The following is a 16,819-nucleotide window of genomic DNA, read 5'->3' as shown; positions in this document are numbered from 1 at the left end:
CTCCCCGCATTTCTTCGTCGACACGCCCCACATGCGCGCCCTGGTCCAGCAAGTCATCCTGTTCATCGCCGTCGGATGCGCAGCGGCCGCCACACACTGGGGCGTCGCCGTCACCTGCGTGGAAGCCTTCGGCGCCGCCCCGTTGCTGGCCAACCTGGTCGGCTGGCTGGTGGCGTTCGTCGTTTCCTTCAGCGGACACTACCGGCTCACGTTCAGACATTCGAAAACACCCTGGACCATAGCAGCCCGCCGTTTCTTCTTCATTTCAGCCGCAGGCTTCATCATCAATGAATCCGCGTACGCCTGGTTGCTGCGGGTAACGGCGGTTCGCTATGACATCCTGCTGGCCCTCATCCTGATCGTGCTGGCGTTCGCCACCTTCATCACGAGCCGGCTTTGGGCGTTCCGCCACAAGTCCGCTGCTTGAAGGCGGCATCCGACACCACCAGCCACATCACGTATTTCACACTGGTCGCCACCGGCTCCAGGCCGGCCAGCGCGCGGTAATTGCCCGAATCCGACCGGGTGCCCCAGACCCAGTAGCGGGCGCCGTCGGGCGCCGCGCACAGGCGGGCATGGAATTCATCCGAGCTGACCAGGACCTGCTTGCCGACCGCGGGCTCGAACTTGGCCGCGTCATAGAGCTCCTTGCGCCAGTTGTCGCGCACCGGCACTTCCGGATTGAGCCAGTCGTCCACCACCCAGCTCGGCTTGGGCGCCTGGGCATACAACGCCAGGTCGAACGGGTAGGTGTGCAGCGAGACATAGGTATCGCCTGGCTGGGCCAGCGGCCGGATCACGGCGGCCAGCGGTCCCGCGCTGCCCCGGGCGCTGTGGGCGGCGATGCCAATGGCCACCACGCAGATGCCAGCGCCCACGCCAGCGCAAATCCGCACCAGGCGCGAAAACAGCGCGTCGGACTTCTGGCGCCCGGCGGCGGCGATCACTTCAGCCAGCAGGAACGCCAGGGGCGGCAGCGCCGGCACCACATAACCGATCAGCTTGGAATGCGGCAGCGAGAAAAAGCCCACCACCACCACGCACCAGATCAGCGCCAGGCGCCGCAGGTCGCGCTGCGGACCGTCGCCCCAGAAGGCCTTGCGCAGCAGCCCCCCCGCCCCACAGCGACCAGGGCAGGCTCAGACCCACCACCACGGGCAGGTAGAACCAGAACGGCTGGGCGTTGTTGAAACCGCTGGCGGCGAAGCGCTGGAAATGCTGGTAGACGAAGAAGTAGTCGTAGAAGCCGGGGTAACGGATCTGCATGAGCACGAACCACGGCACGGCCACGGCCGCGAACACCAGCAGCGCCGGCGGCCACAGCAGCGCGGCCAGGGCACGCCAGCGACGGCCCCATACCAGCCAGATGAACAGGATGGCGCCGGGCAGCACCAGGCCGATGAGCCCCTTGGCCAGCACCGCCAGGCCGGCCAGCGCCGCGGCGGCCAACGACATCCAGCGGTAGGCCTGGCCGCGCTCCAGGCGCAACACCGCATCGGCCGCGGCCAGCACGCACAGCGTGATCATGCCGGCCACCAGCATGTCCAGGTTGGCGAACTGCGCGCCGCCGTAGAAAAAAGGCATGGTGGCCAGCACCAGCGCGGTCAGCGTGGCGGTGGCGGCATCCCGATAGCGCCGCACGAAGCCATACAGCGCGGCCAGCGCGGCCCAGGCAACCAGCAACGACGGCAGGCGCGCGGCCCACGGATGCACGCCGAACACGCTGAACGACAATTCGGTGAGCCAGTAATAGAGCGGCGGCTTGTGGAAGTAAGGCATGCCGTCGAGCAACGGCACCATGTGCGAGCCGCTGCGCAGCATGTCCCAGGCGACACCGGCGTAGCGGCCCTCGTCGGGCAGCGTCAGGGGCCGCACCCAGGCCAGAAAGGCCAGCCAGAAGCCGATGGCGAGCAGCAATCCGCCCGCCGGCGGGATCCAGTTGGAACGCGCCGGGTCTTGCTTGACGGCGGCCATCAGTGCGGTACCTTGCCGTTACGGGCGGCCTGCCCTTGGCGGCGACGCACCACGAATAGCGGCCGTCCCTTGACCTCGTCGAAGATGCGGGCGACGTATTCGCCCACCACGCCCAGCGAGATCAGGTTGACGCCGGCGAAGAACAGGACGGCGGTGACGATCGTGGTCCAGCCTGACACGGGATTGCCCGACACCAGATAGTCGACCACCAGGAAGGTGGCATAGGCCATCGCCACCACCGCGAACAGCACGCCGACCAGACTGACCAGGCGCAGCGGCCAGGTGGTGAATGCGGTCAGGCCGTCCAGCGCCAGCCGCGCCAGGCGCATGCCGCCGAAGCGGCTGTCGCCATGCATTCGCTCGTCGGGCATGTAGGGCAGCGCTTCGCCCTTGAAGCCGACCCAGGCATATAGGCCTTTCATGAAGCGGGTGCGTTCGGGCAGCGCGTTCAGCGCATCGACCACGTTGCGGCTCATCAGGCGGAAATCGCCGGCGTGGGCCGGCACATCCACGCCCCTGGCGCCGCTGAGCAATTTGTAGAACCAGCGGGCGCCGGTACGCTTGATCCAGGATTCATCGTTGCGGCCTTCGCGCACCGCATAGACCATTTCGGCTCCGGCGGCCCAGCGCGCCAGCATCTGCTCGATCAGCGCGGGCGGATGTTGCATGTCGGCGTCCAAACAGATGACGACATCGCCGGTCGCGCTTTCCAGGCCGGCGCTGAGCGCGGCTTCCTTGCCGAAATTGCGCGACAGCTGCACGTAGCGGAACCCGTCATATTGCGACCATTCGGCCATCAGCGCCTCGGTGCCGTCGGTGCTTCCGTCATCGGCGACGATGATCTCCCAGCCGGTGCACAGGGCCGCCAGGCGGCTGCGCAGCAGCGGCAGCAGCACGCGCAGGTTCTCGCATTCGTTGAGGCAGGGAATGACGCAGGTGACGCAGGCGTCGTAGGGCACGTTGGCGGCGGCTGTGCGCCAGACCGCGTCCACGGGCAGCGGTTTGGCCAGCACTTGTTGCCCCAGGGGCTCGGACCGGAATTGGATATGCATGATGCTCGGCAATGGGAATGCGGGAGTCTATGCCGCGCAGTATGCGTAAGCCGACGTTGAATTTTCATCAAATGCCAAGCCTATCGGACCAAGGGCAAGCACACCGATTCCGGGGACGGTGGCGCCCCCGCGGCAAGGCGGCGCGCAGACCGTATTTTTATACGTCCCTATTTTTTAAGTGCGTAAAGCGGCGTCCTCCAGGCATCGGTAAAATGCGCAAAGTTCTTGTTTTCACTGATGGTTATGCAATATCGAGTCCGCCCCATGCTGAGCGGTGACGTGGACGGCATCCTGGACATCCAGGCCCGCGCCTATCCGGATTTCCTGCTGGAAAGCGCCGGCTTCTTCCTGAACCGGCTGGCGCTGGCGCCGGCGCATTGCTGGGTGGCGCAAGCTGCCCACGGCTCCGCCGCGCATGGCCTGTTGGGTTATCTGGTGTCGTATCCCTGGGACGCGGGCCTGCCGCCCACCCTGGATGCGCCGCTGACCGCCCTGCCCGAGGCGGCCGACCATTGGTTCCTGCATGACTGCGCCGTGGCCCCGGCCGCACAGGGACTGGGTGTAGGACAGGCCCTGCTGCGGATGGCGGCCAGACACGCGGCGCAGGCGGGGCTGTGCCGCGCCAGCCTGGTGTCGCTGGGCACGGCCGTGGGCTACTGGAGCCGCCACGGTTACACGCCGGTCGCCGATGACAGCCGCAGCCTGACTGCCAAGCTCGAAGGCTACGGGCCACAGGCCACCTACATGACGCGCGCCTTTCCACTCTGAGCCAGGAAGGAGGCGCGCCCTCCTCCCGCCGTTGCCACGCGTGCCGCATGGGCGGCACCCCGTTAAGATGGGAACGCAATCCCGGAAAAACAGGGTGGCAACAATCCCGACAGCCTGACTTCGCTGCGTCCCGCCGGGGCGCGAAGGTTTCCATGATTTCACTCTCGCCCGTCCAATCCCTGCTGGCCTGCTGCCTGGTCCTGGCCATCGGTCGCGTCCTGACCTCCCGTATCGGGGTGCTGGGCCGCTACAGCATCCCGGACCCCATTGTCGGCGGCCTGCTGTTCGCGATCGGCGCCTATGCGCTGTCGACCTGGGGCGGCCACGCCATCTCGCTCGAGACCAGCATCAAGCCGACCCTGTTGCTGCTGTTCTTCGGCTGCATCGGCCTGACGGCGAACCTGAAGCTGCTGGCCAAGGGCGGCCCGCGCCTGATCGCCTTCCTGCTGGCGCTGGTCCCCTTCCTGGTGCTGCAGAACCTGGTCGGGCTGGGAATGGCCTGGTTGCTGGACATGCACCCGCTGATGGGGCTGCTGGGCGGCACCATCACCCTGGTCGGCGGCCACGGCACGGGCGCGGCCTATGCCAGCCGCTTCGCCGACGTCAACAACATCCAGGATGTGATGGCCCTGGCAATGACCGCGGCAACCATGGGCCTGGTGCTGGGCGGCGTGGTCGGCGGCCCGGTCGCGGAATGGCTGATGCGGCGTCACAAGCTGGCGGGCAGCCTGGATCGCCAGGCCGCGGCGGGCCACGCGGTGCCGGACCTGAGCGAGGCTCAGCCGCCCTCGAGCGCCGCCTCGTTCATCACCTCCATGACGGCGGCTTTCATCTGCCTGGTGGCGGGCGGCTATCTGGCCACGCTGGTGGAAGGCGCACCGGTGAGCCTGCCCAACTTTCTCTGGTGCCTGGCGACCGGCGTGCTGATCCGCAACGGCGGCGAGCGCCTCGGCTTGAAGCTGGACGACCGCGCCACCGAGATCATCGGCACCATCGCACTGTCCTTGTTCCTGGCCATGACCATGATGGCCCTGGACCTGAGCAGCGTGGCGCGGCTGGCCGGACCGCTGGCGCTGATCCTGGCGGTGCAGATGCTGTTCTGCGCGCTGTATTCGGCCTTGGTAGTGTTCCGCCTGCTCAAGCGCGACTACGAGGCCGCGATCATGTCGGCCGCGTTCTGCGGTTTTTCGCTGGGCGCCACCGCGACCGCCATCGCCAATATGCAGGCGCTGACGCGGCGCCATGGCCCGGCGCCGCAGTCTTTCATCGTGGTGCCGGTGACGGGCGCGTTCCTGGTGGATATCCTCAACGTGATCGTGCTGACCTCGTTGATCTCCTTGCCATTCGTGGGGGGGATATGAACATGCTCAAGCGTATCCTGCTGCTGGCCTTGTGCCTCCTGCTTGCCGCGTGCAGCCGCGCGCCCGACAGCGACATGCTGCGCGCGGATGTCGAGCGCGGCCTGGCGGCCACCTATGGCGCGGGCCTGTTCCGCATCGACGAACTCAAGCGGATGGGCTCCGCCACCGACAGCAATGCCCCCGCCGGCGAAACCCGCCGCGTGGTCTATTACGACCTGCGGCTGGAAGTCACCCGCGACATCTCCCTGGGCGCCTGGGATCAGCCCGGCGCGGCGGCACTGGTGACCCTGCTGGGCGCAGGCCCGCGCAGCATCAGCGGCGTGACATCCAGCGGCAACCACGCCGGCGACCTGATTGTCGCGCACGCCAGCGCCATCTACCGCAAGGACGGCGATACCTGGACGCTGGTGACGCCGGCCGGCTTCAAGGCGGCCGAAGCGCCGTCGCTCGACACCGGCGCGCCCCCGCCCGTCACGCAGCGGCTGCTCGACACGCTCGACCAGATCACCCATTCGGTCGCCTACAGCGCGTCCAGCACGGCCCAGCACGTGGTGCAGCAGGAACTGGAGCGCTCGGTCGCCCGCATCAACGGCCGCCTGGCGCGTATGCAGCAGGGCTACCCGCTGGCGGGCGGCCCGGATCGCGGCGAATACGTCACGTTCGCGCGCGCCCTGGCCGCGGTCGGCCAGGCCCGCCAGATCCGCGTCACGCCGCTGATCACCACGGGCGGCGCCGAGAACATCGCGTTGCTACGCAGCGGCGACGCGGTGGTCGGGCTGGCCCAGGCCGATACCGCCAAGCTGGCCTACGAAGGCCGCGGCCCGTTCGCCGACCAAGGGCCATTCGCCAGCCTGCGCGCGCTGGGCAGCCTGTATCCCGAAATGGTGCACATTGTGGTGCGCGACGACACCCACTTGCGCGCGGTGCGCGACCTGAAAGGCAAGAAGATCGCGCTCGGCGCCGAAGGGTCGGCGGTACGCACCACGCTGCAGGCGGTGCTGGCGGCGCACGGCCTGCAGGCCGGACGCGACTACGAGGCCGTTGCGACCCCGTTCGCCGCCTCGCTTCCGGCGCTCAATGCCGGCGCGATCGACGCCGCCGCGCAGGTGATCGGCATCCCCGCCACGCCCTTGCGCGATGCGCTGACACAAGCGCACCTGAAACTGCTGCCGCTCGATCCGGCCGCGATCAAGGCCCTGGCCGCGCAGAACGACGCGCTGATGTCGCTGGCCATCCCGGCCGGCACCTACCCGAACCAGCCCGAGCCGGTCGCCACGATCGGCACCGCGGCCCTGCTGCTGACCACTTCGGACCTGACCCGCGACGAGGCCCTGCAAGTGGTGCGCGCGGTCTACCAGACCGGGCAGGACCTGCTGGCCGCAGGCTCGGCCCAGGGCGCCCAGGTCAATGTCGCCAACGCCCGGCGCGGCCTGACGGTGCCGCTGCACGATGGCGCCGAGGAAGGCCTGGCCGCGCTCGAGAACGCCAAACCCCGCTGACGGCGCTTGCGCTTATGATGGCGCTCCCTCTCAGGAATCCTCATGAATAAATTCGATCTGCAAAAGAACCAGGCGCTGAAGCTGGCCGGCCAGCTCAAGCAAGCCGCCACGCCCGACCGTTTCGGCACGGCCTCGCAAATGCCCGACCGGCGCGAACAGCGCAAGCTCGACCAGGCCGCCGGCCTGGTGCCCTTTCCGCTGAAGCTGTCGCAGGCGCAGGCGGATCAGTTGCGGGCCGCGGCCGCCGAACGCGGCCTGAGCACCAACGACATCGTCGCAGAGGCGTTGCAGAAGGCCCTGGGCTGATGCACATCTGGGTCGACGCCGATGCCTGCCCCGGAGTCATCAAGGACATCCTGTTCCGCGCCGCCCAGCGCTGGCAGTTGCCCCTGACCCTGGTGGCCAACCAGGCACTGCGCACACCGCCGTCGCCACTGATACGCGCGGTGCAGGTGCCGCGCGGCTTCGATGTGGCCGACGCGCACATCACCGAGCGCGCGGTGGCGGGCGATCTGGTGATCACCGGCGACATTCCATTGGCCGCGCAAGTGCTGGAGAAAGGCGCACTGGCGCTGAACCCGCGCGGTGAACGCTATACGCCGGAAACCATCCGCGAACGGCTGGCGCTGCGCGACATGATGGAGGAATTGCGGGCCAGTGGCGTAGACACGGGCGGGCCATCGTCGTTCAGCCAGGCCGACCGCAAGGCGTTCGCCAATCAGCTCGACACCCTGCTGGCGCGAGCGGCGCGGCTGGCCCCGCCCGGCGCCTGACACGCGCCGAGGCCCCGAGCCGCCGCGGGTGGACGCGGCGTCGGCCTCAATAGAAGGTGATGTACGCCTTGTAGATGATGGTGCCGATGGCCGTGATGAGGCCAATGCCCATGAGCCCCATGCCGATGTTGCGGTCGCGCAGGCCAAACCCGAGCAGCATGAGCGCCACGCCCGTGACGATGATGATCAACATGGTGTTGGTGCTGGGGTGCATAGTGGGGTCTCCCGGTAAGCGACGCGTCTTTGTTCCGGCCAAGGCATGCGGGGCCGCCCTGCCTGCACATCATAGACAACCCGCGACACGATGGGACGCAAACCCGGCAATCACGCTTGCGACAAATCAAGCGCAACCTCGCTTGCGACAGATAGAACCTCCCCAAGACGCGCAAAAACAAAAAAGCCAACCGCTAGGGTTGGCTTCATTGCTGTGGCGTCGGGCTTGCCATGAGGCTTGCCTTCGACCCGTCTCGAATCGCGATTGCCACGGTACAGCCTGGCGATGCGTTTCGAGGGTCTTTGGTGGGTAGTACTGGGTTCGAACCAGTGACCCCTGCCGTGTGAAGGCAGTGCTCTACCACTGAGCTAACCACCCCGAAAGAGGCGAAATATTAGCACGCTTTTTTGCAAGTGCGCAAGTCGCCTCGAAAAAACTTCAAGCGGCCGCCACCGGCGCGTCCAGTTTGCGCCAGACACACTCGCCGCCGACCGACTTGTCCAGCGCCGCCAGGTAGGTTTCGTGCTCGGCCAGTTCGGCGTCGCTGGCCTTCACCACCGGCAGGCCGGAGGCATCGAATTTCGCCAGCACCACGCCGTTGCCGGCGCCGGAGTCGTTGTCGTCGACATCGATCAGCAGCGCGTCCTGGCCGCGGGTCATGGCCAGCCAGACTTCCGCCAGCAGCTGCGAGTCGAGCAATGCGCCGTGCAGCGTGCGGTGCGCGTTCGAAATGCCGAAGCGGTCGCACAGGGCGTCCAGCGAGTTGCGCTTGCCGGGGAACAGGGAGCGGGCATGCAGCAACGAGTCCGTGATGGTCTCGCAGTACTCGGTGATCTGGCCGCGGCCGGTCTTGGCCAGCTCGGCGTTGAAGAACTTCACGTCAAAGGACGCGTTGTGCGCGATCAGTTCGGCGCCCTGGATGAACTGGACGAACTCATCGGCGATATCGCCGAAACGCGGCTTGTCGGACAGGAACTCGGTGGTCAGGCCGTGCACCGCCAAAGCCTCGGGGTCGCTGTCGCGGTCCGGATTCAGGTAGATATGCAGGTTGTTGCCGGTGGCCATCCGGTTGACCAGTTCGACGCAACCGATTTCGACGATGCGGTGTCCCTGGGCCGGATCCAGCCCGGTGGTTTCAGTGTCAAAGATGATCTGGCGCATAAAGCTATTCCGACGCGTGGGCCGCGGACGCCGGCGGCGCCGGGTCATCCGGCGGCTCGGCCGAAGGATGCGCTGCGCTGCCGGCCGGGCCGGGTTTCCTGCGTGCGGTGGCGATCAGGGTGTAGGCCACCGGCACGACGAACAAGGTCAATAGTGTACCCAGCATCAGCCCGCCCACCAGGACCCAGCCGATTTGCTGGCGCGATTCGGCGCCCGCGCCCGAGGACAACGCCAGCGGCACGGTGCCGAGCACCATGGCGCCCGTGGTCATCAGGATCGGCCGCAGGCGCAGCACGCTGGCCTCGGTCACGGCCTCGAACAGCGCCTTGCCCTCGTCGCGCAACTGGTTGGTGAACTCGACGATCAGGATGCCGTGCTTGGTAATCAGGCCCACCAGGGTGATCAGGCCGATCTGGCTGTAGATCGACAGCGTGCCCCCCGTCAGCCACAGCGCCAGCAACGCGCCGGTCATGGACAGCGGCACCGACAGCATGATGATGAAGGGATTGCGCCAGCTTTCGAACTGGGCCGCCAGCACCAGGTAAATGAAGGCCAGCGCCATGGCGAACACCAGGTAGATGCTGCCGGAAGAATCGCGGAATTCGCGCGACTGGCCGTCCAGGTCGGTCACCACGGTGTTGGGCAGCACATCGCGCGCCACTTGGTGCATGTGCGTCAGCACCTCGCCCAGCGCGTAGCCCGGCGCCACGGCGGCGTCGATCTTGACCGCGCGCAGTCGGTTGAAGTGATTGAGCGACTGTGGCGAAACGCCCTCGTGCACGCCCAGCAGATTGTCCAGCTGCACCATGCTGCCGTCGCGCGCCCGCACGTAGATGCCGGAGATGTCGGTGGGATTGGCACGGTCGCGCGGCGTGACCTGCACGATCACGTCGTACTGTTCGCCCTGGTCCTTGTAGCGCGTGACCTGGCGCCCGCCCAGCATCGATTCGAGCGTACGGCCGACGGTATCGACGTTGGCGCCGACGTCGGCCATCTTGTCGCGGTCGACCCGCACCCGCAGCTCGGGCGTGTTCAGGCGCAGATCGGTGTCCAGGTTGAGCAGGCCCGGATACTTGCGCAATTCCGCCAGGAACACCGCGGTCAGGCGCGCCAGCTCCTCGTACGAGGCCTGGCTCATGATGATGAATTCGATCGGCTTGGAGCGCGCCGACTGGCCCAGCGACGGCGGATTGGTCGGGAAGGCGCGCACGCCGGGCAGCGACGCGAACAACGGCTGCAACTCCCGCGTGATGGCCTGTTGCCGGCGCTCGCGCTGTTCCCAGGGCTTCAGGCGCAGGATCGCGGTGCCGTCGGTGACCGTGGGAAAGCCCACCGTCACCTGGCTGCCGCTGGCCTCGGGGATGGCGGCATAGAACTGTTCGATGCCGAGCATGCTGTCCAGGGTGTAGTTGAGCGTGGCGCCCTCGGGCGAGCTGACTAAGCCGAACACCACGCCGCGGTCCTCGACCGGCGCCAGTTCGCTCTTCACCACCTTGAACAGCACGCCGCTGCCGGCCGCAACCGCGAGGCCGACCGCCACCACCACCCAGCGGTGGCGCAACGCCAGCCCCAGGGCGCGGCGGTAGCCGTTGCTCATCGCATCGAGCCAGCCTTCGATCAGGTTGTACCAGCGGCTGTGACTGCTCTGGTGGCGCAGCAGCACCGAACACATCATGGGCGTGAGCGTCAACGCCACGAAGCCGGACACCAGCACCGCGCCGGCCAATGCCAGCGCGAACTCAATGAACAGGCGGCCGGTGCGGCCGGTGGCGAACGCCAGCGGCGCGTACACCGTGACCAGGGTCATGGTCATGGCCACCACGGCGAAGCCGATCTCGCGCGAGCCGCGCAATGCCGCCTCCCTGCGCGGCATGCCCGCCTCGATATGGCGGAAGATGTTCTCCAGCACCACGATGGCGTCATCCACCACCAGGCCAATGGCCAGCACCATCGCCAGCAGCGTCAGCGTGTTGATGGAAAAGCCGAACAGGTACATCAGGGCGCAGGCGCCCACCAGCGATACCGGGATGGTGACAATCGGAATGATGCTGGCGCGCAGGTTGCGCAGGAAGAAGAAGATCACCAGCACCACCAGGACGATGGCCTCGCCGATGGTGTGGAACACCGAGTCGATGGAACGCTCGATGAACACCGACGAGTCATAGGCGATATTCAGCTTCATGCCGGCCGGCAGGTTCTCGTTCAGCCGCGCCACCTCCTCGCGCGCGGCCTTCGACAGTTCCAGCGGATTGGCGGTGGACTGGCGCGTCACGCCGATATTGATGGCCGGCTTGCCATTGAAGCGCGACAGGATGCGGTCGTTGGCCGCGCCGATCTCGACCTTGGAGACGTCGCGCAGGCGCACCGGATAGCCCTTCACGTTGGCGACGATGACGTTCTCGAACTGCGCCGGCGTCTGCAGGTCGGTGGACGACACCACCGAGAACTCGCGCGCCCGCGACTCAATGCGGCCGGCCGGAATTTCCACGTTCTGGCTGCGCAACGCGGATTCCACGTCCTGCACCGTCAGGCCGTAGGCCGCGAGCTTGTCGCGGTCGACATAAATGCGCATCGACGGCAGGCGCTCGCCGAATACCCGCACCTCGGCCGCCCCGGGCAGCACCGACAGGCGGGTCTTGATGTAGCGGTTGATGTAGTCGGAGGTTTGGATCGCCGAATATGTACCGGACTCGACCGCGATGTAGATGATGGGCTGCGAATCGGCCTCGACCTTGCCGATGATGGGTTCGTCGATCTCGTCGGGCAGGAAGCGGCGCGCGCGCGAGACCTTGTCGCGCACTTCGGCGGCGGCCGCGTCGGGATTGCGCGACAGGTTGAACCTGATGTTGATCAGGCTGCGCTCGGAGCGGCTGCGCGAAGTCATCACGTCCACCCCCTCGATACCGGCCAACTGGTCCTCCAGCGGCTTGGTCACCTGCGACTCGATCACTTCGGGCGAGGCGCCCTTGTAGGTGGTATCGACCGAGACGATGGGCTCGTCGATCTTGGGATACTCGCGCACCGTCAGCCGCGAATACGAGATCAGGCCGATCAACACGATGACCAGCGACAGCACCGATGCGAACACCGGCCGCTTGATACAGGTTTCCGAGATACGCATGAGAGGCCGCCGTTCGCTGGAAGGATGGCGTCAGGCGCCGGTCTTGACGATCTGTACCGGGCCGCCGTCGGTGACGCGCTGCAACCCGGACACCACCAGTTGATCGCCGACGGCGACCCCGGTCAGGATCTCGACCTTGCCCTCGCGGCGCTCGCCGATCGTGACCTCGCGCCGCTCGGCCACGCCGTCCCTGACCCGGTAGACGTACTGCGTTTCGCCGGACGGCGCCAGCGCCGCCTCGGGCGCGACCAGCGCCTTGTCCTGGTTGAACAGCAGCTGCACGCGGGCAAACATGCCTGGGCGCAGCAGCGAATCCTGATTCGCCACGGTGGCGCGCAACAGGATGGAGCGGCCGCCGGCATCGACCAGCGGGCTGACCGCGTACACCAGGCCGGGGCGCTCCTGGCCGGGCAGCGCATCCATGCGCAGCGTCAGCTGCTGGCCCACGCCGACCTTGTTCAGATACATTTCGGGCACCCGGAAATCCACCTTGAGCGGGTCGATCGCCTCGAGCGGCGCCAAGTCCTGGCCCTGGTTCACGTAGTCGCCCACCGACACGCTGCGCAGACCGGCGAACCCGGCGAACGGCGCGGTGATAGTCATTTTGTCGAGCCGCGCCTGGGCCAGGGCCACCGCGGCTTCCTGCACTTTGAGATTGCTGGCCGACTCGTCGCGCGCCTGCTGGCTGACGAAGCCCTTGCCCTGCAACTCGACGGCGCGGCGGTAATGGCTCTGCGCCAGCGTCAGATTGGCGCGGGCCTGCGCCAGTTCGGCGCGCGGCACGGAATCGTCCAGGCGGACCAGCACCTGGCCGCGCTTGACCGGCTGGCCTTCCTCGAATTCGATCGACTGAATCCGGCCCGCGACCTCCGGCCGCAGCATCACCGCTTCATTCGAGCGCAGGCTGCCCACCGCCGACAGGCCGCGGGCAAACGGGATTTCCGTGACCGCGGCCACCTCGACCCGCACCGCGACGGGTTTGGCCGCAGGTCTGGCGGACACGGCGCTGCCAACGGCGGCCGGCGCGGGCGCCAGCCAGCGCGGCACGTATACGCCCAGAGCGGCCCCCGCGGCCACTCCGGCCGCGATGGCGGCCAGCAATGCTGTTTTTTTCATGCGATTGTGGCGGTATCGCGGCGCGCGCCAGGCATCCCCCGCTGGAACGGCGCCGCTGGAACAGGAACAAGGCTTGGCACTTTAGCACCGGATTTACAACCTGGAACATTCCTGAAGCGGGCTGAAAGCACGAAACTGGCCGACCCAGGGTATTTCCCGATGCGGGGCGGCGCGTCAACCGCGCCGCACGGACTCCACGCCCTGGTTGGCCAATTGGTCGGCACGTTCGTTGCCGGGATCGCCGGCATGGCCGCGCACCCAGCGCCACGACACGGTATGGCGGCGCACCTGGTCATCCAGCGCCTGCCACAGCTCGGCATTCTTGACCGGTTTCTTGTCGGCCGTCATCCAGCCGCGCCGCTTCCAGTTGGCCAGCCATTCGGTCATGCCCTTCATGACGTACTGGGAGTCGGTGTGGATGGTGACGAGGCAGGGGCGCTTGAGCGCGCGCAGGCCCTCGATCACGGCCAGCAGTTCCATGCGGTTGTTGGTGGTCTGGGCCTCGCCGCCGTGCATGGTCTTTTCGTGCGCGCCGGCGCGCATCAGCACCCCCCAGCCGCCCGGACCGGGATTGCCCTTGCAGGCGCCGTCGGTCCACATTTCCACTTTTTGCTCGTTCGCGTTGTTGTCCTGCATGGTGCTGCTTGTATGTCCTTGTTCTTTCACGATGGGGAGGGCGGCCGCGGCGCTCAGGAACGGTCCAAGCCGTCGCCCGCCTGGCGGTTGACCACCACGGAGGCCGCGCGGGCGCGCTTGGGCTTGGTCTTCCAGGCCGGGCCGATGATACGCATGCCGGCCACGCGCTTGACGGCCGACACCAGGTAGACCGCGCCGCCCACGCTCCACCAGCGGGCGCCCGCCGACTCCAGGAAGCCCCAGCGCTGCAGCCATTTCTCGCTGCGGCAGGCCGGCGCGTAGCAGCCGAAATGGCTTTGTTCGACCTCCAGCGACAGCAGCTTGAACCAGTCTTTCAGGCGCGGCAGCGACACCTGCGACGCAGGCGGTTGCGGCAGCCAGGGCTCCATGCCCGGCATGCGCGTGCGCGCGCCCCACATGCTCCAGGGGTTGAAGCCGGAGATCACCACCCGCCCTTCCGGCACCAGCACCCGCTCGACCTCGCGCAGCACGTTGTGCGGCTCGTCGGTGCACTCGAAGGCATGCGGCAGGATCAGCAGATCGACGCTTTGCGATTCGAACGGCAGCGCCTCGGGCTGGGCCAGCACCACCCGCGACTGCCAGCCGGCGATGTTCTCGGGCGTGGGGGTCTCGGTGCCGACGTAGCCCTTGAAGGGCATGCGGTTGGCGCGCAGCAGGTTCAGGTCGGCCAGCCCGACCTGCCAGGCGTAATATCCGAAGACATCGGCCACCGCTGCGTCGAACTGCGCGCGCTCCCAGGCCAGGGCATATTGCCCTGGCGGCGTCTGGAACCATTCGGCCAGTTCTACAATCGGCGGAGTCTCTTCTGCCACGTCCATTTCCTTCGAATCCCATGCAAGCCTTGACCGCCCCCGCAGGCGGCCGCGAAAGCAACGCCGCGGTCTTGCCTTTGCCCGCCTTCAGCGACAACTATATCTGGGCCATCGCGCGCGCCGGCCAGGCCGCCGTGGTCGACCCCGGCGAAGCCGGCCCGGTGCGGCAATGGCTGGCCCGCGAAGGCCTGCAACTGCGCGCCATTCTACTCACGCACCATCACGGCGACCATGTGGGCGGCGTGTTGGAATTGTCCCGCACCGGCGACGTCACGGTGTATGGCCCGGCGCGCGAAAAGCTGCCGCGCTGCGATGTGCCACTGGTCGAAGGCGACCGCGTGGTGCTGCCGGAACTGGACCTGGACCTGGGCGTGCTGGACGTGCCGGGGCATACCACCGGCCACATCGCCTACATCGGCCGGGCGGCGGGAAAACAGCCTGTGCTGTTCTGTGGCGACACCCTGTTTGCCGGCGGCTGTGGCCGGCTTTTCGAGGGAACTCCCGAGCAAATGTCTGATTCCTTGGAAAAATTTTCTGTTTTACCGCCAGATACACAGGTTTTTTGCGCACACGAGTACACTCTAGCCAACTTGCGCTGGGCCATGGCGGTCGAACCCGCCAACCGCACCCTGCAACAGTGGTATCAGCGGGCCCGGCAATTACGCGCAGAAGGTCTCCCCACGCTTCCGTCGACCATCGGCCAGGAACGCGCGACCAATCCGTTTTTGCGTACGCAGCAAGCTGACGTCGTCCGCGCCGCAGACCACTGGGCCGGCCACGACCACCCGACGCCGGTAGAGGTGTTTGCCTCCCTTCGTGAATGGAAGAACGATTTCAAGTGACCGCCCGATGAATTTCTCCCGACTCCTTCTGCCGCTTCTGCTGGCAGTCCTCGCCGGTTGCGCAGGAACCCAATCCCACGACAGCAAGAACCTCACCACCAACTCCCAAGGGCGCTATATCGCCCGCGACACGTCCCGCACGGTCGACCTGACCAACCCGCCGATCGATGCCTGGGACCGCATCCGCCGCGGCTTCGCCATTCCCAACCTGAACACCGACCTCTCGCAGCAGTGGACCGACTACTACGCGTCCCACCCCGAGGCGGTGCAGCGCATGGCCGAACGCGCCGGCAAGTACCTGTATTTCATCGTCGACGAGATCAACCGCCGCGGCCTGCCGACCGAGCTGGCGTTGCTGCCGTTCGTCGAGAGCGCCTACAACCCCACCGCGCTGTCGCGCGCCCAGGCCTCAGGCCTGTGGCAGTTCGTGCCGGCCACCGGCCAGCATTTCAACCTGAAGCAGGACTGGTGGCGCGACGAGCGCCGCGACCCCATCGCCTCGACCAACGCGGCGCTGGACTACCTGGAAAAGCTGTTCGAAATGCAGGGCGACTGGTACCTGGCGCTGGCCTCGTACAACTGGGGCGAAGGCTCGGTGCAGCGCGCCATGGCCAAGAATGAAGCCGCCGGCCTGCCCACGGACTACCTGTCCCTGAACATGCCGGACGAGACCCGCAACTACGTGCCGAAGCTGCAGGCCATCAAGAACATCATCGCCGACCCGCAGCGCTACGCCGTGGTGCTGCCGCCGGTCGGCAACACCCCGTATTTCGTGACGGTGCGCAAGAACAGCGACATCGACCTGGAAATCGCCGCCAAGCTGGCCGAAATGCCGCTGGACGAATTCAAGGCCCTGAACCCGTCGTTCAACCGGCCGGTGATCCGTGGCGACCACGCACCCACGCTGCTGCTGCCCGCCGATCGGGTCGAGATCTTCAACGCCAACCTGACCAACTACAAGGGCGACCTGAGCGCCTGGAAGGTCTACCACTCGCGCCGGGGCGAATCCTATGCCTCGATCGCCAAGCGCTTCGGCCTGACCGAATCCAAGCTGCGCGAAATCAACGACATCGGCTCGCGCCACAAGACCGCCTCGGGCCAATCGCTGCTGGTGCCGGGCGACCCGGGTAACAGCGGCGTGCAACTGGCCTCGCTGGCCGCGCCGGTCGGCGCCCTGGACGCGGCCTCGGCCGACAGCGGCAAGGCGCCACGCGGCAAGGCCGTCGCGCCGTCCGCGCGCGCCGCCGCCCGTCCCAATGTGCGCACTCACAAGGTGCGCCAGGGCGACACCCTGTTCTCGCTGGCCAAGCAGTACGGCACCTCGGTCCAGGCGCTGCGCGCCCTCAACAACCTCAAGGGCAGCAATCTCAAGATCGGCGTGCGGCTGCGCGTGCCGGGCACCAACGCCCGCGGCTGATCCCGTCCGATCCGTCTTTCGCAGCGGCGCCCCCCCAGGGCGCCGCGCTGTT

Annotated in this window: 15 protein-coding genes, 1 tRNA gene and 1 pseudogene; 8 read left to right on the top strand and 9 right to left on the bottom strand. The window is 67.1% G+C overall.

The window, feature by feature from the left end; all coding sequences use genetic code 11:
* The first annotated feature begins 31 nt into the window (after positions 1–31).
* On the top strand, positions 32–427 hold the full coding sequence (locus tag HV701_RS18615; RefSeq protein ID WP_236755114.1) for a GtrA family protein: 396 nt from the start codon (positions 32–34) through the stop codon (positions 425–427).
* Here the strand turns inward: HV701_RS18615 and HV701_RS18610 are convergent.
* Both HV701_RS18610 and HV701_RS18605 read right to left on the bottom strand, forming a co-directional pair.
* Positions 384–1,974, bottom strand: a pseudogene (locus HV701_RS18610) (glycosyltransferase family 39 protein). The gene HV701_RS18615 and the pseudogene HV701_RS18610 overlap by 44 nt on opposite strands.
* Positions 1,974–3,026, bottom strand: a complete 1,053-nt coding sequence (locus HV701_RS18605; protein WP_175134499.1) for a glycosyltransferase family 2 protein — start codon at positions 3,024–3,026, stop codon at positions 1,974–1,976. The pseudogene HV701_RS18610 and the gene HV701_RS18605 overlap by 1 nt, the downstream one beginning before the upstream one ends.
* A 264-nt stretch (positions 3,027–3,290) precedes the next feature.
* Between HV701_RS18605 and HV701_RS18600 the strand changes: the two genes are divergently transcribed.
* The 5 genes from HV701_RS18600 to HV701_RS18580 all read left to right on the top strand — a co-directional run bounded on the left by HV701_RS18600 (position 3,291) and on the right by HV701_RS18580 (position 7,427).
* A complete protein-coding gene (locus HV701_RS18600; RefSeq protein WP_175134498.1) occupies positions 3,291–3,794 on the top strand; it encodes a GNAT family N-acetyltransferase in 504 nt (167 codons plus the stop codon).
* Between the two features lie 152 nt (positions 3,795–3,946).
* Positions 3,947–5,155 (top strand): sodium/glutamate symporter, encoded by a 1,209-nt coding sequence (gene gltS, locus HV701_RS18595; protein ID WP_175134497.1) that lies wholly within the window; start codon positions 3,947–3,949, stop codon positions 5,153–5,155.
* Positions 5,152–6,654, top strand: a complete 1,503-nt coding sequence (locus HV701_RS18590; RefSeq protein ID WP_175134496.1) for a TAXI family TRAP transporter solute-binding subunit — start codon at positions 5,152–5,154, stop codon at positions 6,652–6,654. Before gltS ends, HV701_RS18590 begins: the two co-directional genes overlap by 4 nt.
* Positions 6,655–6,696: 42 nt before the next feature.
* A complete protein-coding gene (locus HV701_RS18585; RefSeq protein WP_175134495.1) occupies positions 6,697–6,960 on the top strand; it encodes a hypothetical protein in 264 nt (87 codons plus the stop codon).
* Positions 6,960–7,427: a YaiI/YqxD family protein gene (locus HV701_RS18580; RefSeq protein WP_175134494.1), complete on the top strand. Its 468-nt coding sequence runs from the start codon at positions 6,960–6,962 to the stop codon at positions 7,425–7,427. The genes HV701_RS18585 and HV701_RS18580 overlap by 1 nt, the downstream gene beginning before the upstream one ends.
* 46 nt (positions 7,428–7,473) lie before the next feature.
* On the opposite strand, the gene HV701_RS18575 is transcribed toward HV701_RS18580, so the two are convergent.
* From HV701_RS18575 to HV701_RS18545, 7 genes are all read right to left on the bottom strand, one after another.
* Positions 7,474–7,641: a hypothetical protein gene (locus HV701_RS18575; protein WP_006388695.1), complete on the bottom strand. Its 168-nt coding sequence runs from the start codon at positions 7,639–7,641 to the stop codon at positions 7,474–7,476.
* 303 nt (positions 7,642–7,944) lie between these two features.
* A tRNA-Val gene (locus HV701_RS18570) sits at positions 7,945–8,019 on the bottom strand.
* Positions 8,020–8,079: 60 nt separating this feature from the next.
* Positions 8,080–8,802 carry a DNA polymerase III subunit epsilon gene (gene dnaQ / locus HV701_RS18565; protein ID WP_175134493.1) on the bottom strand — a complete coding sequence of 241 codons (723 nt, stop codon included), beginning with the start codon at positions 8,800–8,802 and terminating at the stop codon, positions 8,080–8,082.
* Between the two features lie 4 nt (positions 8,803–8,806).
* A complete protein-coding gene (locus HV701_RS18560) occupies positions 8,807–11,923 on the bottom strand; it encodes an efflux RND transporter permease subunit (protein WP_175134492.1) in 3,117 nt (1,038 codons plus the stop codon).
* Positions 11,924–11,953: 30 nt separating this feature from the next.
* On the bottom strand, positions 11,954–13,039 hold the full coding sequence (locus tag HV701_RS18555; RefSeq protein ID WP_175134491.1) for an efflux RND transporter periplasmic adaptor subunit: 1,086 nt from the start codon (positions 13,037–13,039) through the stop codon (positions 11,954–11,956).
* 174 nt (positions 13,040–13,213) lie between these two features.
* Positions 13,214–13,675 (bottom strand): ribonuclease HI, encoded by a 462-nt coding sequence (gene rnhA / locus HV701_RS18550; RefSeq protein ID WP_175134490.1) that lies wholly within the window; start codon positions 13,673–13,675, stop codon positions 13,214–13,216.
* 53 nt (positions 13,676–13,728) lie between these two features.
* A complete protein-coding gene (locus tag HV701_RS18545) occupies positions 13,729–14,508 on the bottom strand; it encodes a class I SAM-dependent methyltransferase (RefSeq protein ID WP_175134489.1) in 780 nt (259 codons plus the stop codon).
* 20 nt (positions 14,509–14,528) lie between these two features.
* Here HV701_RS18545 and gloB point away from each other — a divergent pair, with 20 nt between their 5' ends.
* Together gloB and HV701_RS18535 are read left to right on the top strand one after the other, a co-directional pair.
* Entirely contained in the window at positions 14,529–15,350 is an 822-nt protein-coding gene (gene gloB, locus HV701_RS18540; protein WP_175134488.1) for a hydroxyacylglutathione hydrolase, read from the top strand.
* Between the two features lie 7 nt (positions 15,351–15,357).
* Positions 15,358–16,767: a transglycosylase SLT domain-containing protein gene (locus HV701_RS18535; RefSeq protein WP_175134487.1), complete on the top strand. Its 1,410-nt coding sequence runs from the start codon at positions 15,358–15,360 to the stop codon at positions 16,765–16,767.
* Positions 16,768–16,819: the final 52 nt, after the last annotated feature.

It is taken from the genome of Achromobacter pulmonis, assembly GCF_902859765.1.
GTDB lineage: Bacteria > Pseudomonadota > Gammaproteobacteria > Burkholderiales > Burkholderiaceae_B > Achromobacter > Achromobacter pulmonis.
Note: the sequence above shows the minus strand (reverse complement) of the source record. Positions and strands in the feature narration are given on the sequence as shown.